The organism is Shewanella sp. FDAARGOS_354 (assembly GCF_002209245.2).
Classification (GTDB): Bacteria; Pseudomonadota; Gammaproteobacteria; order Enterobacterales; family Shewanellaceae; genus Shewanella; species Shewanella xiamenensis.
Map to the genome: position 1 here is coordinate 4397307 of NZ_CP022089.2, position 22702 is coordinate 4420008.

The window sequence follows — 22702 nt, forward strand, 5'->3', positions numbered from 1 at the left end:
CCCCCACAATCTAGGTTGCGGGGGCTTTTTATTAGCGATTTTGCTCAGCTATTATGTCTTATGGGGGCTCAGATTGGTAACCTCATTTCGTTATCTTTAACGGCCCTGTTGGACGTTGAATGCAGCTTGCTCTAACGGTTTTTCTATCACTATCCCGCAGTAAAGTCCGTGACCTAACTATTCGTTGTCCTTAGGTTTGTTGCCAGTTTTCCAGCAATGTTGGTGACGCCCTGATTTACTCCTATCGATTGTTGTATCTGTAAATAACCGACTTTTTGAGACAGTTGGAGTACGAAGTTTTAGGGCATGGGAGGCTCATCCATTAAGCACATGGTTATTGATTCACTATAATCATTTTATCCCTTAGCTGTTTTTAATCAGCGTTCAACCTGTGGAGTTGTAAGGTTTTTGTTATTTTTTCGGTAAAATGTCTTAAGCTTTTGATAAGAATTTCTCCTTATCCTCGAAGCTATGATTTTGGTGATTGGATAAATAAGTGCATCAGAATATTAAAAGCAATGTTAGGACGACATTTCTTCAGTTTGCAAAGGGATATTTGTTTGTTCCATGGCTCGTATTTACGGTAATTATTTTGGGGCTTGAGTGGACTCATGCTGATATGCGCTTTGCCAGCCTATTATTCAATTGGCAGGGAGGTGTCAGTTCATGGCCTTTACGAGGGCATTGGCTTACCGAAAGTATCTTGCATGTGACAGGACGTAATCTGGTGATTTTGTTCGCCATAGCGGTTGTTGCTTGCATTTGCCTAAGCTTTCGACTTGAGACGTTGCGTGTTTATCGTAAAGGTTTTATCTATTTATTCTGTAGTGTTCTTGCTAGCGTGTTGTTGGTTCGATTAGGTAAGAGTTTCACTCACATGACTTGCCCTTGGGATGTCATTGAATTTGGTGGGCGTATGATGCATAGCTCTCTATTTGCACGCTTACCAGAAGGGGCTGAGTTTGGTCAGTGCTTTCCTGGAGGGCATTCTAGTAGCGGTTTTGCTTGGGTCGCGAGTTATTATGTGCTCAAGGAGTACTATCCACGTTACGCAAAGTTTGGCTTACTCTTTGGGATTGGATTAGGGGCTATTTTTGGTTTTGCCCAAGAACTGCGCGGTGCTCATTTTTTAAGTCATGACTTATGGAGTTTGGCGATTGCGTGGACCTCAGCAAGCCTGCTTTATTATAGTTTTTTCCTACGTGTTCCTAAGGTTAAAAACAGTAAAGTCGCGAACAAAGTCAGCCTTATCGATACTAAAGTTTTCGAAAAAGGCATCTCTAAGTGATTATATGGGTTAACTTTTCAATTAGAACCTAAATTGAAAACGAATATCTCCATGGCGCAGACGTAAACTTTCGTCCAGAAGATGGTTCTTCTCATTCAATAAAATATTTTTTTGCCTTAGTAATTCGGCTTTGTCGGTGAGATTGTTTAGTTTGTTATTGATACTGCTAATCTCGCTGTCGATAGCATTTAAGCGATCGGCGATTTCTGCTAAACGTTTATTAATCAGATATTGTTCATGTCCTTGATTGTAGCGTTCAACAAATTGATTGTTATTACAGACGCCGTAGTAATATTCTCCCGCCAAACCAATACGGTAACCATTTTCTGGCAAACAATAACTCATTAATCCTTGTTGATATCCTTGCTGCCATTGCGTCGCATCAACCTTGAGATTAAATTCACGGCAGTCCTGTTGATATTGGTTGAGCCTACTCGCAGCAGCACCGCGGTTACCATCGGCTAAGCCAGTGGCGTACCAGTCATTATCACGGCATTCTTCGAGTGAAAGACTCGTGCATTGAGTGAGGGAGAGGGCTGTCAGAGCGAGTGCAAAGTTTAGGTATCGCATTTTATTATCAAAAGAGTTGCAAAAGTGGCATCAGCATAAAGCTTAGTACTGAGGAGATCTAGCGCTATATTTCGCCCTTTGTGCGGTTATTTAGCAGCACCAAGCTGGCTTGGTTACCCTACTTTATCACAACATACTCGGTGGATAGTGCTAACGGGTTGAGTTTGTGATAATTTAATACTTTCAATAGCTTGGGGTAACACTTTGGCGATATCCCCTCATTTTTGCTCAAAATAGGCATTGATACCCCATAACAAACGTGGAAAACCATTTTAAGATTATTCTGAAGGTAGTTAATGCTTGGGTAACGGCTTAAAGCCGCCGTCACTTACGGCAGAGTGATCTCGTTGTGTGTTTAATGGTTGTGGGATTTAACATGTTGCTGATGAAGCGAGCAAGTATTTGTTTGGGGCAATCAAGGAGATAATGTGTCGTTCTCTGCAAATGTATTGGCTTTAAATCCACCATTTTTTGCTCTTGTGTTCCTACGCTAGGTGCTTTAGTTTTTACTGAAGTCGGGTATGCTTACCCTCATTTTGTTATTCATTATTGGTAGAAGGCTGCTTTATATATGAAGATTTGCCCGGCACATTCCATCTTAGGCCTAACTAAGGTATAAGGTCGGTATGAAAACTCCTAAACGAATCCAACCTCTGGTTGATGAAGGACTGGTTGATGAAGTCATCAGCCAGTTAATGAGCGGTAAAGAAGCTACTGTGTACGTTGTGCGCTGTGGTGAAGATATTCGCTGCGCTAAAGTTTACAAGGAAGCGGACAAACGTAGTTTTAAGCAGGCGGTGGTTTACCAAGAGGGGCGTAAAGTCCGAAATAGCCGTCGCGCTCGCGCAATGGAAAAAGGCTCTAAATTTGGCCGTGAGCAAATGGAAGAAGTCTGGCAAAACGCTGAGGTAGATGCATTGTTTCGCTTGGCTGATGCCGGAGTGCGAGTACCAACGCCTTACGGTTGCTACGATGGTGTGTTACTCATGGAATTAGTCACCGATAGTGAAGGTCATGTTGCGCCTCGCCTTAATGATGTCAGCCTTAGCGCTGAGAAAGCTATACATGACCACGCTTTAGTGATGACTTATGTCAAACGTATGCTTTGCGCAGGCTTAGTCCATGGTGACTTGTCCGAATTTAATGTCCTAGTCGATGATCAAGGCCCTGTCATTATTGATTTACCCCAAGCGGTAGATGCGGCAGCGAATAATCACGCTAAATGGATGTTGGAGCGGGATGTCAATAACATGACGCAATATTATGGCCAGTACGCACCTGAATTGCTCAAGACTCAATACGCGAAAGAAATGTGGGCCTTATTTGAAGCTGGTCAGTTAAAGCCTGATACGCAGTTAACAGGTCATTTTACTGAAGTATTAGTCGATGCCGACGTCAGTTCTGTCTTGGATGAAATTCAAGCTGCCTATGAAGAGGCTCAGGAGCGCAAGCAGCGACTTCAAGAAGCCAATGAAGATTATTAGTAGAATATTCTTCAATAAAATAGACGCCTTATGAGCGTCTTTTTTATTGGAATTAATTGCCTAGTGCGAGTGTTAAAGCCTGTGGCATTGCCATCCTTGGCACAGGCGTTATGCCCCTTCCTTTCCATTGAACCACTCAATAAAAGGACAAGACCAAAGGGAGAAATATGTTGATGGACCACAGAGCACTATCGACATATTAATCTTTGGGGGAGACAACTCCCTCGAGCCTTGCCGAAACCTTCCCAATAACACAGCCATCCGTGGCGCGCTATCCTAGTCTAGCGCTGGATCGTCATTGATCCGTGAATAAAAGGACAAGACCCGAGAGGGTAATATGTTCATGACTTGGGGGAGCACAATTCACATATTTGATCTTTGGGGGAGATAGCTCCCTCTAAAGCCTTGTCAAAACCTGCCTCTTTTTCTCTTGCAACACGTTGAGTGTTAAGTTGACAGAGTCGGACAGTAAACAGCACAGTTATTATTGTTATTTTGTACGATTTATATCTTAGGTCGTTGGGGAGCGATAATAGATACCCATCCGACTCTGTCTAAACTGTTATTTATTGCTAATCCAATTAATTGGATGACAAGGCCGGACGTAAAAGGGCGCTGTTATTATTGTTTTTAGCACAACTTTCATATCGCGTTAGACCTACAGGGCAATATGCAATGGGGTCCGGCCTTGTCTATAAGGGCACTGGGCGAGGTTACCTCAACCTATATCGTGCGTAATTCACTGTTTAGCTGCTTAATACGTTTCTGCAGCTGGGCAATTTCATTTATTAAGGCGCATTCACGTTGCTGCGGCTGTTGCTCACTTTCCCTTACCCACTGGTAAACCGCTTTAGCCGAAAGACCATACTGTCGTGCGACATCAGAGAGTAATCTGCCTTTGACTTTTACTTCAAAAATAACGTCAGGTTTAAGATTATGATTGACGATTCCCATGGCCTATCCCTTTTCACTTTATGCTATCTGTATACGCTTTAACGGGTTCTTTGGGGGGATTCCTTCATGACTATTGGCGCTGCTCTATATCCCACTGACTATGTCCTATATGGCGCAGGGACAACCATTCGTGGTGACAATGACTAATAAGTTTCATCAGATGTTTCATCTCTTCCTCCTCAATCCACTTAGGGATTGTGCTTCGATTAACATGCCTCACAACGGGCACTTAGATTAACGTCCATTGATGTCAAACAGCTTACTTAGGTATCGAGTGAGTTACGCTTGGGGTCTCTACTCTTCTACCTATTTATTAGTATGTAAAATCCGTGCCAATTTTTTAATATATAAATTAATGTTTAAAATCAATTAATTGAATTTATGTTTCAAACGATTGGTTTTAGAAGTTATGTCAGAAACGGTGCAGCTTGCACTATTTCAGTGCTTTTACTCTAAATGTTGCATGAATAAGCCAAAGATGTTTTGGTTTGGTGTTTTTTGCGATTAAATTACTCATAAACTGAGCAAAGAAACGATTAAAGATTGTCTCGATAGAGAATGCTTATATACTGCGATTTTTCATGGTGTTTTTGGCGATTTACCACGCCCTTTGCCTTTCAAAGGCAAATCTCATCAATCATGTTATGAGGTCATAATGATGAAGCCTTCTCTGATTAAATCATTGCCAGCATCTAAGCTTGCTATTGTGGTTATGGCTAGCGCCTTGATTGCCTCAGGCTGTTCGACTGTCAACCCCTATACCAACGAACAACAAACGGCAAAAGCGACTACGGGGGCGCTAATTGGTGCCGTTGCTGGAGCTGCCGTTGGTGTAGCCTCGTCAAGTAAGAGTGACCGCGGTAAAGGAGCTTTAATTGGTGCAGCCTCTGGCGCCGCCCTAGGAGGTGGTATTGGCTACTATATGGACGTACAAGAAACCAAATTACGCCAACAACTCGCTTCCACGGGAGTTAGCGTAACTCGCAGTGGTGACAATATTATTCTTAATATGCCAAATGAAGTGACTTTTGGTGTGGATCAAACCGAGCTGAGTGAGGGTGCTAAGCGGGTACTGAACTCTGTTGCGCTGGTGGCGAAGGAGTATAGTAAAACCCAACTTAACGTGTTGGGTTATACCGACAGCAGCGGCTCAGATTCATACAATTTACGTTTATCGCAGGTACGAGCCAGCGAAGTAGGGAACTACTTGATGAGTAAAGGCGTGGCTTCCGCTCGCGTAAAGTCTAAGGGAATGGGTGAATCGAGTCCAATTGCATCCAATGCTAGTGCCGAGGGACGCGCGCAAAACCGTCGTGTGGAGATAGTGTTGACCCCAACGGGTCAATAATCATTCATCAAGGTTAAAGTCGCCTGCGGGCGACTTTTTATTTTATCGTAAGGGACAAATTGTCCTTCCGTTATCTATCTTGAGTGATCTTGTCCGCAATCATCTCTATTGGGGCTTATCAGGCGAGTATTCGACTTGATCCTGCCGGTATTTTCCCGTTTTGTATGTAGTTAGTTAAATTAGGATAACTATTTCGCAGAGCCAAAGGAGAGCAATTATGGCAAAACAGGGCTTAGTACTGGCATTCAGTTTAGGGACTACAGTGATGGCAGGGATGGTACAAGGTGCGCCAATAAACACTGAGGCGACAGCCCCTATTGAACTAAGAGCCGCGGGCAGTTTAAAGGCGGCGATGAACGATATTATTGCGGCTTACCAAGCGAAATCCCAAGCTAATGTGGCGGCACAGTATGCGCCTTCGGGTTTATTGCTTAAGCGGATCCAAGAGGGGGAGCGGGTTGATATTTTTGCCTCGGCGAATATGAAACACCCGCAGGCCTTAGTCGATGCGGGAGTGGGTCAACAGGTGCAAATGTTTGCCCGTAACCAGCTCTGCGCCATTGCTCAAGCGGAAGTGCCACTCACTAGCGCGAACTTATTAGACACCCTGCTCGCGTCGCAAATTAAGCTTGGTACATCAACGCCAAAAGCCGATCCCGCTGGCGACTACGCTTGGGCAGTGTTTGCGAAAGCCGAGGCTTTAAAACCCAATGCGAAAACTATATTAGAAACCAAAGCCATGCAGCTAACTGGTGGGCCTGAGAGTGCTAAACCGCCCAAGGATCGTAATCCCTATGCTTGGGTGATGGAAAATAAGCAGGCGGATGTGTTCTTAACCTATTGCACCAATGCGGTGCTGGCACAAAAAGAAGTGCCGAGCCTTAAGATTATCGATTTACCGCCAGAGTTAGCCATTGGCGCCGACTATGGCCTATTGGTGTTAAAGGATGCTAATAGTGCAGCCGCACCTTTAGCCGAGTTTATTTTATCCCCTGAAGGACAGGCAATTTTGAGCAGTTATGGTTTTCAGCCGCCTAAAAAATAATGTCTAATGGACTCATTAAAAATGGCGCGAAATAGCGCCATTTTTGTTGCTCGCTTTAGCAAGGCTTGGGCCAGTGCTAGTGCATTAAATATAAAGTCGCTAATCCTAAGAAGGCAAACAGACCTATCACATCGGTGACTGTGGTGAGCACCATACCGCCCGCTAACGCCGGATCTACTTTTAAGCGCTTTAAGATCAGCGGAATACTGGCGCCTGCTAGTCCTGCGACTGTCATATTGATGAGCATTGCACCGCCAATCAGGCTGGCAAGCGCCATATCATCTTTCCAAACTAATACCGCGATAAACACTAACATCGACCACATTAAGCCATTCAAAAAGCCAATAGCTAGCTCTTTGCCTATCAGCCAGCGGGCATTACTTTGGCCAATATGGCCTAGGGCTATCCCGCGGATTACTAGGGCCAAGGTTTGATTACCTGCGACGCCGCCCATGCTCGGTACAATCGTCATTAAAATCGCAATCGTGGCAAACTGTTCAATAGTGCCCTCAAACATATTGCTGACAGAGGCCGCCAGCAGAGCCGCAAATAGGTTGATAGTGAGCCAGAGCGAACGGCGGAAGGTACTTTTGAGTACTGGGGCGAAGGTGTCTTCATCATCGTCCATCCCCGCCATCCCCATCATAGAGTGCTCGGCGTCTTCACGGATAACATCCACCACGTCATCGATGGTGATCCGGCCGAGCAACTTGCCCTCACTATCGACCACGGGCGCTGACACCCAGTCATGGCGCTCGAACAGTTGTGCCACTTCACTGTCGGACATGCCCACGGGAATGCTCTCGATATCGGTATCGATAATGCTGCTGATATGAGTATTGGGATCGCAGGTGAGCAGATCCGCAAGTTTGACCCCACCAAGCACGCGATCGTGTTTATCCACCACGTATAAAGTATCGGTAGTGTCGGGCAGGTTGCCCCGTTGGCGCAAATAACGCAGTACCACATCGATATTGACATCGGGTCTTAAGGTCACAGTATCTGTGTTCATTAGGCTGCCTGCGGTCTCATCGGGATAAGAGAGCGCTTGCTCGACTCGCTGCCGGTTTTGCAGACTCATCGACTGTAATACTTGTTTATACACAGTATCTGGCAGGCTTCGCAGAATATAAGCCAGATCGTCCGTATCCATGCTGGCGGTAGCCTTGGCGACTCGCTCTGGACTCATGGTGCTGATCAGCGGGTCTTTTAACTCTTCGCTGAGTTCATCGAGAATATCCCCGAGCTGATCTTGATCGACGAGTTGCCATAACACTTGCCGAGCTTTGGGAGGTGACGATTCTAAAATCAATGCGATATCTGACGGCGCCATATTTTGTAGCATTTGCCTGACATGCACAAACATACCACTGTTGAGGGCTTGACTCAGTTGGTCGAGACGGTGTTCGGCTTGTAAACTGTCTGAGGCTTCTACAGGCATGTTTCCTCCATGGCGGCGGTGGATGGGTTGGCGTTTAGCTATTGAGGACTTAAGCCAAAGCGCAGCAGTACATTGTAATTTAGCGCACGGGAGGGCGTCGAGTCACAAATGTGTTTTACTGGTATAAGGTGCTGAAATCAAAACCAAACAGGATACTGAATACCGGCAGGGATCATCGAGATGATACCATCAGCAGGCTTCGTCAAACTTAGCGTCGATAAGGGCACAAATGGCATTAAGTGCAGGCTCGGCATCCGGGCCTTCGGCGATGAGGGTGATGGTTTTACCCATGCCCGTCTCGAGCATGAGTAAACCCAATACACTGGCGGCAGAGGCCTGTTTTTCACCTTGGATCAGCGTAATGCTGGCATCAAACTCAGAAGCAAGCACTACGAGCTTTGTGGCGGCGCGGGCATGTAAGCCGAGTTTATTGCAGATGGTGACTTGGCGCTCAAGTTTTGGCATGGCTCAACTCTCGATGGCGCGCATTGACTTTATGTTTGCCATTACTAAAACGTTTAGCTAGTTGCTCAGCTACATAGACTGAGCGGTGTTGGCCACCTGTGCAACCAATCGCAATCGTGAGATAGCTACGATTATTGCGCTCTAAATGGGGCAACCAGGTTTCGAGCAAATTCTCGATTTGCCAGATGAACTTATTCACCAGTGGCTGGCGATTTAAAAACTCCGCTACGGGTTCATCTAAACCGGTGAGAGGTCTAAGCTCCGGTTCCCAATGGGGATTTGGCAAAAAGCGCACATCAAACATAAAGTCAGCTTCGGTCGGCATACCATGCTTAAAACCGAAGGACTCGAAGTTGATCACCAGTTCCTTATCGACACTGCCAAGGAGTATTTGCCGCACTTGGTCGCTGAGTTCATAGATATTCAGATTCGAGGTATCTATATAGTGATCCATCTGCTGTGACAGCGGCTCGAGCAATTTGCCTTCAAGCTTGATGGCTTCTTGCAGTGACACTCGGCTCTTAGATAAGGGATGTAAGCGCCGCGTTTCACTGTAGCGTTTGAGCAACACTTTATCGCTGGAGTTTAAGAAGAAGCTGGTGAGTTCAGTGCCCGTAGGCAGGCTGGCAAGCTGTTTAACCAGCACTTTGTCTTGCTCTGGTAAATTGCGCACGTCAACACTGATAGCAACGAGATCGTTACTGCCTTTGAGCTGTTCAAGCAAACTGCCAATCAAAGGCAAAGGCAAATTATCGACACAATAGTAGCCGAGATCTTCAAGCACTCTAAGTGCGACCGATTTGCCTGAGCCTGAACGCCCTGACACTATGACCAGTTTCATCCAATGATTACCTGATAGAGTTCCGTTTCATCATGCGTCTTGCGCAATTGTTTTAATATTTGCTTGTCACTGAGCTTTTCAGCCATGCATGACAAGGTACTTAGGTGCTGCTGACATTGGTCGGCAGGCACGAGTAGTGCAAATAAAATATCGACGGGTTGTTTATCGATAGCATCAAAGGCTATCGGCTCCTCACATTTTATCAATATCGCTATGGGTTGTGTTATATCGGTTAATCGACCATGTGGAATGGCGATACCGTTACCTATACCTGTGCTACCCATCTTTTCGCGCGCCACGAGGCTTTCGAAGATCTCTTGAGATGAGAGGGTGGGGTACTGGGCAGCGGCTAAGTCGCTGATGAGTTCCAGTACCTTTTTCTTACTGCCCGGAGTGGCGCAGGTTGTGCACTCCGGCCGCAGTATGGTACGAAGTTCCATTGCTAGTGTTTTGTTAACTTCTCTTTGTGTTTAATAACCTGACGATCAAGTTTATCAATCAGGACGTCTATGGCAGCATACATATCTGCATGCTCTGAAGTCGCGAAGACTTCACCACCGGTGAGGTTGATTCTCGCTTCGGCAATCTGTTGCATTTTCTCAACATTGAGCACAACGTGCACATTATTGATCTGTTCGAAATGACGTTCAAGTTTTGAAAACTTTTCCTCAACATATGCCCGTAACGATTCAGTAATCTCGATATGGTGTCCACTTAGGTTTATTTGCATAGAAACGTCCTCCGATACTCACAATAGGCTATAAACTTTTACGCTGATTGGAAGGGGGAATAAGCATCGCTTCTCGGTACTTCGCAATGGTTCTGCGCGCAACGTTAATTCCCTGTTCTGCCAGAAGTTGAGCCATCTTGCTGTCGCTTAATGGTTTTTTCTGGTTTTCCGCTGCAACCAGTTTCTTAATGAAAGCTCTGATTGCTGTGGATGAGCACTCACCGCCATCATCCGTCCCGACGTGGCTTGAGAAGAAATATTTTAGTTCAAAAAGTCCTTTTGGGGTATGCATGTATTTTTGAGTCGTCACCCGTGAAATGGTGGACTCATGCATCTCTACCGCCTCGGCGATATCGTTTAGGACCATAGGTTTCATGGCTTCTTCGCCATATTCGAAGAAACCCTGTTGATATTGCACTATACAGTTTGCCACCTTGAGCAGTGTTTCGTTACGGCTTTCAAGGCTTTTAATAAACCACTTGGCTTCTTGCAGATGGCCACGAATAAATTGGCTATCAGCTTGATTTTTTGAACTTCGGGCCATTGCTGCATATTGCTGATTTACGTTGATTTTTGGCATGCAGTCAGGGTTTAATTCGACCACCCAACGGCCGTTTTTCTTCGACACCGATACATCGGGGATCACATATTCTTCATCGACAGGGGTGATGAGTAAACCGGGACGAGGGTTCAAGGTTTGGATCAGCGCAATACTGTCCCTTAACTCGTCCTCTTTCAGTTTGGTCTTACGCATTAACAGCCTAAAGTCGCGAGCGGCGATCAGATCTAAATGATCTTTGATCAACATGCGGGCGTTTTCGATGTGAGGGGTATCAGGCGAAAAATGAGATAGCTGGATCAGTAAACATTCGCTTAAATCCCTTGCCGCGACACCAACAGGGTCGAAGTGTTGAATACGCTTGAGCACGGCTTCGACTTCGTCGAGTTCAATCTCGGGATTGCCCATGGCTTCGAGGATATCTTCAGTGCTTTGAGTGAGATAACCTTGATCGTCAATGGCATCAATAATCGCGGTGGCAATGGCTAAATCGGTTTCAGAGAAGGGTGTGAGGTTTTTTTGCCATTCTAAATGTTCGTACAACCCCTCGCTAGTTTCCCCTTGGAAGGGCATGTCATCTTCACGGCTGGCGCCAGAACCTGAGTTTGGCGATGCGGTAAAGACTTCATCCCAAGTGGTATCCATGGGTAACTCTTCGGGCAGAGATTCTTTGGTCAGCGACTCGGCAATGTCCACGGTGGAATTATCTTGTTCCTGTGGCTGGGCAGTCGTTTCGCTAAAGTCGGTATCGGCGATATCTTGCTTACGTTCGCTAGGCGCGTCAAATTGCTCCTCTTCCAGCTCGAGAAGAGGATTAGAATCTAAGGCTTGCTGGATTTCTTGTTGCAGTTCCAATGACGACAGTTGCAGCAGGCGAATGGCCTGCTGAAGTTGTGGCGTCATGGTTAACTGTTGACCCAGTTTGAGCTGGAGTGACGCTTTCATGTTACCGCTGATCCCTAGGTTATTATTGTGAGTTTAGGTCGCTTGATATCATATGGATGGAGCCTAGCGCTCTCAAATTCAAGGCTTATTAGCTTTGTTTTAGTAACTATAGCCTGAATTGTTCACCTAAGTACACAGCCCTAACTTGCTGATTGTCTAAGATCTCTGCGGGTGTGCCCTCGGCAATAAGATTACCGTGACTCACAATGTAAGCATGTTCACAGACGTCTAAGGTCTCGCGCACATTGTGGTCAGTGATCAGTACACCAAGGCCTCGGCTCTTAAGCTGCTCGATAATTTTCTTGATATCGATAACGGAGATCGGATCAACGCCCGCAAAGGGCTCATCAAGCAGAATAAACTTGGGGTTGGCCGCTAAGGCGCGGGCAATTTCGACGCGTCGACGTTCACCGCCCGATAAGGACATGCCTTGGCTGTCACGAATATGGGTGATATGGAACTCTTCTAGCAGTTGCTCTAGTGCTTCTTCGCGCTGGTCACTATTGAGCTCTTTACGGGTTTGCAGTACCGCCATGATGTTGTCGTGTACGGTTAATTTACGAAAGATACTCGCTTCCTGTGGTAGGTAACCAATACCTTTGCGGGCACGCAGATGCATAGGATCGGCGGTTAAATCATCATCGTCGATAAAGATATGGCCTTTATCGCTTTTAACTAAGCCCACGACCATGTAAAAGGTGGTGGTTTTGCCCGCGCCGTTAGGGCCGAGTAGGCCGACGACTTGACCCGTTTTGACCGTCAGGCTGACATCTTTGACAACCTGACGACTCTTATAACTCTTGGCGAGATTCTGTGCTTTTAAGGTGATTTGGGTCATTTAGAATCCTGTTTTTTCACAGGTTTATCTGTTGGTGTATTTTTGAGTTCTTCCTGATAATTATCAGGTTGAATAATGGTAATTACGCGATCATCACCATTGCCGCTACTTTCGGCGATCAGTTTTTGCTGAATAATATCGTAACGAATTAAATTGCCTGTAACTTGACTACCCGCTTGGTCTAGGGTCGCTGTACCAGTTAGGGTCAACGTCCGAGTGGCCATTTCATAGCGAATCTCTTTGGCGCTAGCAGATGCAGGGCGGCCATCATCAAGGATTTGGCTGTAGGTTGCTGGATTTCCTGTAGCCAGTAAGACTTTACTATTTTCGCCTTCGACAGAAAATGCACGGAGTTGATCCGCATGGATTTTAATTGAGCCTTGAACAACTTCAACGGGACCGAAGAAAATGATCTGATTGTTTTTAATGTCCGCAGTTTGACTGACGGCTTTAATTTTCACTTCTTGCTGTAAGTCACCGATCTTGGCGAAGGCATTCATGCTTGTCATTAGCATTAGGCTGGCAAGTAATATGTTATTTTGCTTCATAGGTTCCTACTACCTGACTGGTCAATTGCACTTCCTGCGCGTTAAGGTCGGCATAAAGGCCTTGCCCTTGAATATTAAAATCTTTCCCTGTGACGTAAATGATGCGGTCAGAGGTCATTATCATTGTGTTGAGATCGAGTTCTAAAAAACTGGTGGACAAGGTTTGTATCGGTTCACCAGGGCTGATGGCATCGATAATAACATTATTTTCTAATACAACCTTGCCAGTATCTTTGTTGAGTCGACCTTGATCGGCTCTGATCTGCCATTTTGCTTTACCTTGGTCGGGATACACAAGATAGACAGGCTGAATAAAGTCGGTTTGGTTTTTAAGCTCATAGTGTTCCATGTGCTTTGCCGTGACGCGACTATTGACTTGTCCTTGCTCGTTAAACTCGATGCTGCGCAGATCTTCGATAATGTAGTCGGGTCTGTCTGTATCATTCAGGCTGCTATCGGTATCGCCACCGCGTTTTTGTTGGACCTGCCAATACAGCACGAGTGCAGTACCAAAAAAAGCAATAATGGCGAGGGTCACACGACTCATATGCTCATCCCATGGGCTGAGGTAAATTTGTTTTGACTCAGAAGTAACAGATCTGTCAGCTCTCTGAGCGCACCATGACCACCATTTAACTGGGTCACAAAATGGGCGTGTTGGCGCACATAGGGATGTCCATCGGCGACACAGACGGCAAGACCGACGACATTCATCACTGGCAGGTCGACAATATCATCACCGATATAGGCAACTTCTTCAGGTGTGACATTGTAGAGCGACAGCAGTTCTTCATAGGGGACAAATTTATTATCCACACCTTGATAAATATGGGTTACACCGAGGGCCGTCATGCGGTTTTCAACAATTTTAGACTGGCGGCCTGTTATCACGGCCAGATTAAAGCCACTGGTCAATAAAGAGCGCACGCCATAACCATCGCGGGTATGGAAGGCTTTGAGCTCTTCACCCGAGTTGCTTAAATAAATGCGGCCGTCAGAAAATACCCCATCCACATCGCAGATCAGCAGTTTAATTTTTTGCGCTCTTTGCCACACATCATCGCTGATCGGGCCGTAAAATCCTTGCTGTGGCATTAAATGACTCCCGCTTTAACCATATCGAGCATATTGAGCGCACCGACAGGATGATTGTCTTTATCTATCACTATCAGGCCGTTGATATTTTTTGAGTCCATCACTTGCAGCGCCTGTGCTGCCAAGACGTTTTCAGTAATTGTGACACAGTTTCGCGTCATCACATCAGCGATAGGCGTGGTGCGTAGGTTTACTTGGGCATCGATAACGCGGCGTAGGTCGCCGTCGGTAAAAATGCCCACGAGTTTGTTTTGTTCATCGATCACCGCCGTCATGCCTAGGCCCTTCTTGGAGATTTCATACAGGGCATCGGTGATGCAAATATCGTGTTTAACCAGTGGTAAATCATCGCCACTGTGCATGACATTACTGACTTTTAACAGTAGCTTACGCCCTAGGGCACCGCCTGGGTGAGACATGGCAAAGTCTTCCCGAGTAAAGCCTTTGGCTTGCAGCAGCGCAATGGCCATCGCATCACCCATCACTAAGGTTGCGGTGGTGCTCGAGGTTGGCGCAAGCCCGAGCGGACAGGCTTCTTCAGGCACTTCAATACATAAATGAATTTTGGCCAAACGTGCCATCGTGGACTCAGGTTTGCCCGTCATGGCGATAACGGGAATGGCTTTACGTTGGATAACGGGCATCAGCGCAAGGATTTCGCTCGATTCACCCGAGTTTGAAATGGCGAGGATAATATCATTATCAGAGAGTACGCCTAAGTCGCCATGGCTGGCTTCGCCTGGATGCACAAAGAAGGCAGGGGTGCCAGTGCTGGCGAGGGTAGCAGAGATTTTATTACCAATATGGCCAGATTTCCCCATCCCCATCACGATGACTTTGCCGGTGCAGTTGAGGATTAACTCGCAGGCTTGGGCGAATTCAACGGAATCGACATATTGATAAAGATTGTCGAGGGCCGATTTTTCAATATCGATGACTTTACAGCCCCACTGGCGCAATTGTGATTGGTCTACCATGTCTATCTCTCTTCTTGCATTGTCTTTGTCGCCCCGTCTGGGATTGGAATAGCACAATTTGGTACGCGATAAAGATGATAAAATTAACGGCTTGTTACTTTGAGTCGCATGCTATTGTTTAAGCTCTGCGCCTAGGCATTAGGGCAGAATATATCGTTTAGCCATTGAATGCCTTGAGCAATATCATCGTCTTTGGTATTTCCCTTTTGCCACCCGCAGTGAGTAAGGTAACTATGATGGCCAGTTTGATGCTTAATTGCAGAACTCAATAGCGTTTTTAAGTTAAGTTGTACTCACATTATCTTTGTGTCAATTAGCTTATGTCGTGAGCGTTTACAAAACTATTTTGCTAATTTATCAACACAGCTGAAAACATTAAGTAACACTTTAGCTTCACAGAGCGAAAACTTAGGGCGCATTCTCGCTGGAAATGAGGCAAATTGAAAGTATCGCAGGACGATAGTGTCGATTCTGTTGTAGGTTAAAGCGCAATTACGTACAATTTGCGGCTCTTCGATTGGTCTGGGCAGGAAGCGTAGGCCACCTCTTTTCAAATATCGGAATCAAGCATGACTCAAGAACAAACGCCGTTGGTTGAGATCCGTCATTTGGGCTTTCGCCGTGGCCAGCGTGTCATATATGAAGATATTAGCCTGTCTATCCCTAGGGGCAAAGTCACCGCCATTATGGGACCGAGTGGTATAGGTAAGACCACCTTGCTCAAGCTTATCGGCGGCCAATTAACCCCCGATAGCGGCCAAGTGTTGTTCGATGGACAGGATGTGCATGCTGCGAGCCGTAGCGAATTATTCGAACTGCGCAAGCGCATGAGTATGTTGTTTCAAAGTGGCGCATTATTCACCGATATCAACGTCTTTGATAACGTTGCCTTTGCGCTACGTGAACATTCAGGCCTGCCCGAAGAGATTATTCGGACTATCGTGCTGATGAAACTTGAGGCCGTTGGGCTGCGGGGCGCCGCGCAAATGATGCCCAGCGAGTTATCCGGTGGGATGCAGCGCCGCGCTGCCTTAGCTCGGGCGATAGCCCTTGAGCCAGAAATGGTCATGTACGATGAACCCTTTGCCGGACAAGACCCTATTTCTATGGGCGTGCTGGTTAAGCTTATCCGCGAACTTTCCGATGCACTTAATTTAACCTCGGTTGTGGTATCCCACGATGTGGATGAAGTGCTCGGGATTGCAGATTATGTGTATGTGGTTGCAGATAAAAAAGTTATTGCCCATGGCACGCCTGAGGAGTTAAAGCATGCGGATAATCCGCAGCTCAAGCAGTTTATTCAAGGTGCGCCAGATGGCCCTGTGCCGTTCCATTATCCGGCAAAGGATTACCAGCAAGAATTATTGGCAAAAGGAGTTGGCAAGTGAAGTTATTAGATAGTATTGCCGACCTTGGCCGCAGCGCTATCGAGTTAGTGCTCGGTTTTGGCCGTGCAGGCCTGATGCTGTGGGGCGCGATTGTTCGTTGGCCTCGGGTGCGTAAAGGTTTTCCATTATTAGTGCGCCAAATCTATGTGGTCGGCGTACAATCTATGGTCATTATTGTGGTCTCCGGCCTGTTTATCGGCATGGTGTTGGCGCTGCAGGGCTACAACATCTTAGTCGGGTTTGGGACGGAAGAAAGTTTAGGCCCGATGGTGGCCTTAAGTTTACTGCGTGAACTTGGCCCCGTGGTTACAGCGTTGTTATTTGCTGGCCGCGCAGGTTCGGCACTCACCGCCGAAATCGGTCTGATGAAGAGTACCGAGCAGTTATCCAGCTTAGAGATGATGGCGATTGACCCACTGCGGCAAATCATTGCGCCACGCTTTTGGGCGGGTGTAATAAGCATGCCGTTGTTGGCGCTGATGTTTACTGCGGTAGGTATTTATGGCGGCCATTTAGTGGGCGTGGAATGGAAGGGGATCGATGGTGGTGCCTTCTGGTCGATTCTGCAAGCCTCGGTAGAATGGCGCCAAGACATAGTGAACTGCCTGATTAAGAGCGGTGTTTTTGCCGTGGTGGTGACTTGGATTGCGCTATATCGTGGTTATCAAGTGATCCCTAATCCAGAGGGGATCAGCCGTGCAACTACTTCAACTGTGGTGCAATCGAGCCTCGCCGTATTGGCATTGGACTTTTTACTAACAGCCCTGATGTTTGGCCGCTAACGGATTGCAGCGCCAAGGATACAGATCGACGGATTAACAGAGTGGTAACTGAGCATGTTGACACGAAAAATTGAATTATTAGTGGGTGTGTTTCTCTTAACGGGCTTAGCGGCCTTTTTAGTGTTGGTGTTTAAAGTCGCCAATATCGAAGTGCAGACCAGCGACAGTAGCTATACCCTCACCGCCAACTTCACCAATATCGGTGGCTTGAAGGTTCGCTCTCCGGTCAAGGTTGGCGGCGTCGTGGTTGGCCGCGTGAGTAAGATTGATTTAGACCCAGTCAAACTGGTGGCTGTGGTGACGATTGTGATGGACAAGCGTTTCGATAAATTTCCTGAAACCAGTAGCTTAGCTATTTTAACTTCAGGTTTGCTCGGTGAGCAGTTCCTCGGATTAACACCGGGCTTTGTCGATGATGACGTGAGTATGCTTAAGGATGGCGACAAAATTGACGATACTCGCTCAGCATTAGTGTTAGAAGATCTGATTGGTCAGTTCTTATATAGTATGGGTTCAAAGGATAAATAGGGGTTACCGCTATGTTTAAACGCTTATCGCGCTTATTACTGCCGTTAGTATGGATGTTTACTGCAACGACCGCACTGGCGGATGACGCTCAGGTTAACACTATGGATCCTTATGCCATGGTGAAATCTGTTGCCAACAAAACCTTCGATCGGTTCCACAAAGACAAGGCGTTGATTGACGCCGATGCGGATCATCTCAAGGTGATTGTGCGTGAAGAATTAATGCCTTACATCGACTATAAATACGCCTCTTACAAAGTGTTAGGTCAGTATTTAAAAGAGTCGACTGAAGATCAGCGCAATCGTTTCGTCGATGCTTTTGAAGGCTACTTAGTTTCAACCTATGCCCAAGCTTTTACCGAATACACTAACCAAAAAGTGGAGTTTTCGCCTGGTAGTGATTTCAGCAATGAGAAGATTGTCGATGTAAACGTACAGATTATCGAAGCGGGTCGTCCGCCGATTAAGCTGTTGTTTAAAGTTCGTCGCCTCAAGGATGACTCTTGGAAGGCGTTTGACCTAGTCGCTGAAGGCGTGAGTTTGCTGTCCTCTAAGCAATCTGAAATCTCGAACCTTATCCGCCAACAGGGGATTGATTCAGTGATTAAGATGCTGGAAGAGCGCACCAAAGACAAAGTGACTAAAAAGCCTAAAGCAGGGAAGTAAGCGCCGTGGTTGAATTTGTGCAACAGGGTAACATTTGCCACCTAAAAGGGCGTTTATCACAGGAGCAAGTGGTCGAGCTATGGCCGCAAAGGCAAAGCCTGTTAAGCCAAGATACCCAAATGTTGTCGCTCACTGAGCTGGAGTACAGCGACAGTGCTGGTGTGGCATTTTTGTTGGCGTTAGTGCGCCAGCATGGCACGCCACTGAAGCTGTGCTCGGCATCGGAGCAGTTAAAAAAATTAATCGATTTATATGATTTACAATCCTTCTTCAGCGAAGAAGCGAATTGAAAAGGTACCGAATTTCATGGAATGCAGCTTAATAGAACAGATTTTACGTGACGCGTTAGCACTCGATGAAGTGCACGCCAGCTCCGATGGCAGCCACTACAAAGTGATCGCAGTCGGTGAATGTTTTGACGGCATGAGCCGTGTAAAACAGCAACAAGCCATTTATGCACCCCTGATGAGTTATATCGCCAGCGGTGAGTTACATGCATTAACGATTAAAACTTTCACGCCGACTCAATGGAAACGCGAGAAAATTTTCAACAGCTAGTAGTGAGGAAAAGTGGATAAATTAGCGATTCAAGCAAGCCCTCCGCTTGCTGGTGATGTGATTATTTCCGGCGCTAAAAACGCTGCGCTGCCGATTCTGATGGCAGGCGTGTTAGCCGAGACTGATTTTATTGTGTCGAATGTCCCCAATTTGCGCGATGTGAGCACCAGCTGCAAGTTGCTGCGCTGCCTAGGCGCCGATGTGGATGAGTTGGGCGAAGGTAAGATCCGTATTTCGACCAAGAACCTTAATGAGTTCTGCGCCCCTTACGACCTCGTTAAGACCATGCGTGCCTCGATTCTGATCCTTGGCCCGTTATTAGCCCGCTATGGCACCGCAGACGTATCATTACCCGGTGGCTGCGCCATTGGTGCTCGTCCAGTAAATCTTCACTTACATGGCCTCGAAATGATGGGCGCCAAGATTGAAGTGAAAGAAGGTTATATCAAGGCCCGTGTCGATGGTCGCTTAAAGGGCGCCCATATTTTTATGGACATGGTGAGCGTAGGCGCGACCGAAAACCTATTGATGGCCGCGGCACTTGCCGATGGCGAAACCGTGATTGAAAACGCGGCCCGTGAACCAGAAGTGATCGACTTGGCGAACTGTTTGATTGCCATGGGCGCGAAGATCACTGGTGTCGGCAGTGCCACACTGCGTATTCAAGGTGTTGAGCGTCTACAGGGCTGTGAGTACCGAGTGATGCCAGACCGTATCGAAACGGGTTCCTTCCTTGTGGCTGCGGCAGTGACCCGTGGTCGTATCCGTTGCTTAAAGGCCGATCCAGGTTCGTTAGAGTCTGTTATCGCGAAACTTGAAGATGCGGGCGCCAAGATCACTACAGGTGAAGATTGGATTGAGCTAGACATGGAAGGCAAACGTCCGAAAGCGGTAAATATCAAGACGGCGCCATACCCAGGTTTTCCAACCGATATGCAGGCGCAATTCTGCGTGCTCAACGTATTAGCCCAGGGCACGGCGACCATTACCGAAACCATCTTCGAAAACCGCTTTATGCACGTGCCAGAACTTATCCGTATGGGCGCGACCATGGAGCTTGAAGGCAATACCTGCATTATCCAAGGCATTGAGTCTTTGAGTGGTGCACAGGTAATGGCGACCGATTTACGCGCTTCGGCAAGTCTAGTGATCGCAGGTTTAGTCGCCGATGGTAAAACCATCGTCGATCGCATCTATCACCTAGATCGCGGCTACGAGCATATTGAGCAGAAATTCCAAGGATTGGGCGCGCATGTAGAGCGTGTGCAATAACATTTGCGTCGGATTAGCTCCCAATAAAAAACCAGCCAAGTGCTGGTTTTTTATTGAGCGCAATTTATTTAGGTAAAAAGGAAAGAGACATCTAAATGCTGGATCTGATTGATGGATGAGTCATGGCATTTGCTCGACGACTCGCAGCGAGTCCTTCCTTGGATGCTCGACCGCCCCATCCATGGGGCGGACGGTCGTCTCGCTAATCACCATGGCTTCCCCTTTTAGCATCGGTGTAGTCTGCAGGTTTTAAAGAAACACACAGCATGCTTTGGGACAAAAGCGTGTCAGGACATCGGCTGCATCAGGTGAATTTCGGATAAAAATTTATATGGCGATAACGCCTCAAACACCGGCTTGGTGAAGTTGGCGCCTTTTTTGGAACAAAAAAGGTGATAGCTTTGCCAAGTCCGCGTGCTTTGACTTGTGTACGCCCAGCATGGGCATGAACTAATGAGGTGAAAGTCCTCTGTAGGAAGGTCACCGTTCAATAACATGCTGTTATTAAACGCTAACTACTAGTGAATGGCAAGGGCTTATCCGCGAGGATTGGTCTGAAGGAAGCCGCTAGCAAATTTGCGAGCTGATGAACAAGAACATCATATGAGGCGTAGGCTAGAGGTGAGTTGGCACAAGACGACGAAACCACGTGATCTAATGGCCACCGTAAATGATGCAGCAGTGCAAAGAAAGTTCATGTTCTTATCTGGGGAGATCTGCTTAACACGCGATCGGTCAATAACCAGTCAGGCTCTGGTCTATTAAGTGCCTTGGCTTTTCAATCTCATCGACTGAAAAGAGCGAACCAGATGAAAACCGATAGCGCATGACGGGGCAACTCGGCATGTGATTAAGCAGAAGTCAGCAGACGGCATAGTAGCTCAACGCCCATCGTAATGGATGGGATAGCATACCCCGCGTTAGCGTTGTGGGTACATGGTGAAGGCCTGAACATTTAGAAGAAGGAGGAGTCTTGTCAAACTTGTCGATACCCACTACGTCGCCAGACGATTACTATCGGCAGCGTATTGATATGCAACCGGCCTTCAACAGCGATTTATTCCAACAACTACTCGAACCTGAAAATCTACACCGAGCTTGGCGTCAAGTTAAAGCCAATAAAGGCGCGGCTGGCATCGATGGCATGACTATCGAAGCCTTCCCGCTTTGGATGCAACAAGGCGGTTGGCAACGGTGTAAATCTCTACTGGAACGAGGTGAATATAACCCTTCAGCAGTCAGACGCGTAGAGATCGACAAACCCGATGGCGGTAAACGCAAACTGGGTATCCCTAACGTCATTGATCGTGTGATACAGCAAGCTATTGCTCAAATTCTCACGCCGTTGTTTGACCCTTTCTTCTCGGCTAATAGCTTCGGCTTTAGACCGAATAGGAATGCCAAACAAGCGGTCTTGCAAGTCAGAGATATCATCAAACAGAAGCGCAAATTTGCCGTCGATGTTGATCTGTCCAAGTTCTTTGATCGAGTAAATCACGACCTGTTGATGACTCAATTGAGGATCAAGGTACAGGATAAGCGTCTGCTGGCGCTTATTGGTAAATACCTGCGAGCTGGTGTGATGGTCAACGACCAATTTGAAGCAAGCTTCGAAGGCGTGCCTCAAGGCGGCCCACTCTCGCCATTACTCTCTAACATTATGTTGGACAGTCTTGATAAAGAGCTGGAAAGCCGAGGGCACAAATTCGCCCGCTACGCGGACGACTTTATCATTTTGGTCAAGTCTCAACGAGCGGGCGAACGTGTCCTCAAGAGTATTACTCGCTATCTTGCCACTAAGCTAAAACTGGTTGTTAACGAACAGAAAAGCCAAGTGGTTAAGGTAGGCCAAAGCAAGTTCCTAGGGTTTACCTTTAACCGCGGAAAGATCCAGTGGCATGTCAAAACACTGCACATCTTCAAACAAAAGATAAGACGACTGACAAACCGCAATTGGGGCGTGAGCATGAGCTATCAATTGTTTAAAGTGCGGCAATACATGCAAGGCTGGATCAACTACTTTGGCATAGCCAACGCTTACCAAGGATGTGTCGAGTTAGACCACTGGATCCGTCGTCGAGTACGTATGTGCTACTGGCGTCAATGGCGAAAGCCACGGACTAAGGTACAAAACTTACTCAAACGTGGCGTCAGGATCCAAGCGGCCGTTGCTTGTGGAATTACAAGCAAAGGGCCGTGGCGAAGCTCGAAAACACCAGGGATACAGCAAGCGCTGAGTAATGAGTATCTTAAGAAAGCAGGATTGTATTCACTGAGAGATGGATGGATCGCGGTTCACTATCCGAACCAGAAAACAGGTTAGGCGTTCTAAATGAACCGCCCTGTGCGGAGCCGCATGCAGGGTGGTGTGGGGGCTGGAG

25 protein-coding genes are annotated in these 22702 nt (G+C 46.9%); 12 read left to right on the plus strand and 13 right to left on the minus strand.

The features are described 5' to 3' along the window. Positions 1-508 precede the first annotated feature (508 nt). The gene (locus CEQ32_RS19775) at positions 509-1288 is read left to right on the plus strand and encodes a phosphatase PAP2 family protein (RefSeq protein WP_088587016.1); all 780 of its coding nucleotides are present in this window, start codon (positions 509-511) and stop codon (positions 1286-1288) included. Positions 1289-1309: 21 nt separating this feature from the next. On the opposite strand, the gene CEQ32_RS19780 is transcribed toward CEQ32_RS19775, so the two are convergent. Continuing rightward, positions 1310-1858: a DUF2799 domain-containing protein gene (locus CEQ32_RS19780; protein WP_037430136.1), complete on the minus strand. Its 549-nt coding sequence runs from the start codon at positions 1856-1858 to the stop codon at positions 1310-1312. Between the two features lie 626 nt (positions 1859-2484). Between CEQ32_RS19780 and CEQ32_RS19785 the strand changes: the two genes are divergently transcribed. Continuing rightward, on the plus strand, positions 2485-3342 hold the full coding sequence (locus tag CEQ32_RS19785; protein ID WP_037421993.1) for a PA4780 family RIO1-like protein kinase: 858 nt from the start codon (positions 2485-2487) through the stop codon (positions 3340-3342). 723 nt (positions 3343-4065) lie between these two features. On the opposite strand, the gene CEQ32_RS19790 is transcribed toward CEQ32_RS19785, so the two are convergent. Then, on the minus strand, positions 4066-4296 hold the full coding sequence (locus CEQ32_RS19790) for a transposase (protein WP_037421997.1): 231 nt from the start codon (positions 4294-4296) through the stop codon (positions 4066-4068). Between the two features lie 655 nt (positions 4297-4951). Here CEQ32_RS19790 and CEQ32_RS19795 point away from each other — a divergent pair. Continuing rightward, the gene (locus CEQ32_RS19795) at positions 4952-5644 is read left to right on the plus strand and encodes an OmpA family protein (RefSeq protein ID WP_037430137.1); all 693 of its coding nucleotides are present in this window, start codon (positions 4952-4954) and stop codon (positions 5642-5644) included. 217 nt (positions 5645-5861) lie between these two features. Then, positions 5862-6689, plus strand: coding sequence for a molybdate ABC transporter substrate-binding protein (locus tag CEQ32_RS19800; protein WP_047538706.1), 828 nt, complete (start codon positions 5862-5864; stop codon positions 6687-6689). Between the two features lie 76 nt (positions 6690-6765). Here CEQ32_RS19800 and mgtE read toward each other — a convergent pair whose 3' ends face one another. The 11 genes from mgtE to CEQ32_RS19855 form a co-directional block, all read right to left on the minus strand. Continuing rightward, positions 6766-8130: a magnesium transporter gene (gene mgtE / locus CEQ32_RS19805; RefSeq protein ID WP_037431332.1), complete on the minus strand. Its 1365-nt coding sequence runs from the start codon at positions 8128-8130 to the stop codon at positions 6766-6768. Between the two features lie 189 nt (positions 8131-8319). Beyond that, the gene (locus CEQ32_RS19810) at positions 8320-8595 is read right to left on the minus strand and encodes an HPr family phosphocarrier protein (protein ID WP_011627201.1); all 276 of its coding nucleotides are present in this window, start codon (positions 8593-8595) and stop codon (positions 8320-8322) included. Beyond that, positions 8582-9436, minus strand: a complete 855-nt coding sequence (rapZ, locus tag CEQ32_RS19815; protein ID WP_037422011.1) for an RNase adapter RapZ — start codon at positions 9434-9436, stop codon at positions 8582-8584. The genes CEQ32_RS19810 and rapZ overlap by 14 nt, the downstream gene beginning before the upstream one ends. Next, on the minus strand, positions 9433-9876 hold the full coding sequence (gene ptsN / locus CEQ32_RS19820) for a PTS IIA-like nitrogen regulatory protein PtsN (protein WP_037422014.1): 444 nt from the start codon (positions 9874-9876) through the stop codon (positions 9433-9435). Before ptsN ends, rapZ begins: the two co-directional genes overlap by 4 nt. Positions 9877-9878: 2 nt before the next feature. Then, the gene (gene hpf, locus CEQ32_RS19825) at positions 9879-10166 is read right to left on the minus strand and encodes a ribosome hibernation promoting factor (RefSeq protein WP_007650503.1); all 288 of its coding nucleotides are present in this window, start codon (positions 10164-10166) and stop codon (positions 9879-9881) included. 28 nt (positions 10167-10194) lie between these two features. Further along, on the minus strand, positions 10195-11670 hold the full coding sequence (locus CEQ32_RS19830) for an RNA polymerase factor sigma-54 (RefSeq protein ID WP_037431329.1): 1476 nt from the start codon (positions 11668-11670) through the stop codon (positions 10195-10197). Between the two features lie 106 nt (positions 11671-11776). Next, positions 11777-12508: an LPS export ABC transporter ATP-binding protein gene (gene lptB / locus CEQ32_RS19835; protein WP_037422019.1), complete on the minus strand. Its 732-nt coding sequence runs from the start codon at positions 12506-12508 to the stop codon at positions 11777-11779. Further along, complete coding sequence (gene lptA, locus CEQ32_RS19840; RefSeq protein WP_055648105.1) at positions 12505-13056, minus strand: lipopolysaccharide transport periplasmic protein LptA; 552 nt, start codon at positions 13054-13056, stop codon at positions 12505-12507. The genes lptB and lptA overlap by 4 nt, the downstream gene beginning before the upstream one ends. After that, entirely contained in the window at positions 13043-13603 is a 561-nt protein-coding gene (gene lptC, locus CEQ32_RS19845) for an LPS export ABC transporter periplasmic protein LptC (RefSeq protein WP_037431327.1), read from the minus strand. The genes lptA and lptC overlap by 14 nt, the downstream gene beginning before the upstream one ends. Further along, positions 13600-14151: a 3-deoxy-manno-octulosonate-8-phosphatase KdsC gene (gene kdsC / locus CEQ32_RS19850; RefSeq protein WP_037422031.1), complete on the minus strand. Its 552-nt coding sequence runs from the start codon at positions 14149-14151 to the stop codon at positions 13600-13602. The genes lptC and kdsC overlap by 4 nt, the downstream gene beginning before the upstream one ends. Continuing rightward, a complete protein-coding gene (locus tag CEQ32_RS19855) occupies positions 14151-15128 on the minus strand; it encodes a KpsF/GutQ family sugar-phosphate isomerase (protein WP_037422034.1) in 978 nt (325 codons plus the stop codon). Before CEQ32_RS19855 ends, kdsC begins: the two co-directional genes overlap by 1 nt. Positions 15129-15697: 569 nt before the next feature. Between CEQ32_RS19855 and mlaF the strand changes: the two genes are divergently transcribed. The 8 genes from mlaF to ltrA all read left to right on the plus strand — a co-directional run bounded on the left by mlaF (position 15698) and on the right by ltrA (position 22644). Next, positions 15698-16516 (plus strand): phospholipid ABC transporter ATP-binding protein MlaF, encoded by an 819-nt coding sequence (gene mlaF, locus CEQ32_RS19860; RefSeq protein ID WP_037427130.1) that lies wholly within the window; start codon positions 15698-15700, stop codon positions 16514-16516. Continuing rightward, on the plus strand, positions 16513-17298 hold the full coding sequence (gene mlaE, locus CEQ32_RS19865; RefSeq protein ID WP_037422041.1) for a lipid asymmetry maintenance ABC transporter permease subunit MlaE: 786 nt from the start codon (positions 16513-16515) through the stop codon (positions 17296-17298). The genes mlaF and mlaE overlap by 4 nt, the downstream gene beginning before the upstream one ends. Positions 17299-17352: 54 nt before the next feature. Then, a complete protein-coding gene (gene mlaD / locus CEQ32_RS19870) occupies positions 17353-17826 on the plus strand; it encodes an outer membrane lipid asymmetry maintenance protein MlaD (protein ID WP_037427133.1) in 474 nt (157 codons plus the stop codon). A gap of 11 nt (positions 17827-17837) precedes the next feature. Then, a complete protein-coding gene (locus CEQ32_RS19875) occupies positions 17838-18491 on the plus strand; it encodes a phospholipid-binding protein MlaC (protein ID WP_037427135.1) in 654 nt (217 codons plus the stop codon). 5 nt (positions 18492-18496) lie between these two features. After that, a complete protein-coding gene (locus tag CEQ32_RS19880) occupies positions 18497-18781 on the plus strand; it encodes a lipid asymmetry maintenance protein MlaB (RefSeq protein WP_088586686.1) in 285 nt (94 codons plus the stop codon). A 16-nt stretch (positions 18782-18797) separates the two neighbouring features. Beyond that, positions 18798-19049, plus strand: a complete 252-nt coding sequence (locus tag CEQ32_RS19885) for a BolA family protein (RefSeq protein ID WP_011621481.1) — start codon at positions 18798-18800, stop codon at positions 19047-19049. A 12-nt stretch (positions 19050-19061) separates the two neighbouring features. After that, on the plus strand, positions 19062-20321 hold the full coding sequence (gene murA, locus CEQ32_RS19890) for a UDP-N-acetylglucosamine 1-carboxyvinyltransferase (protein WP_088586687.1): 1260 nt from the start codon (positions 19062-19064) through the stop codon (positions 20319-20321). 973 nt (positions 20322-21294) lie between these two features. After that, positions 21295-22644, plus strand: a complete 1350-nt coding sequence (gene ltrA / locus CEQ32_RS19895; protein ID WP_037429356.1) for a group II intron reverse transcriptase/maturase — start codon at positions 21295-21297, stop codon at positions 22642-22644. Positions 22645-22702: the final 58 nt, after the last annotated feature.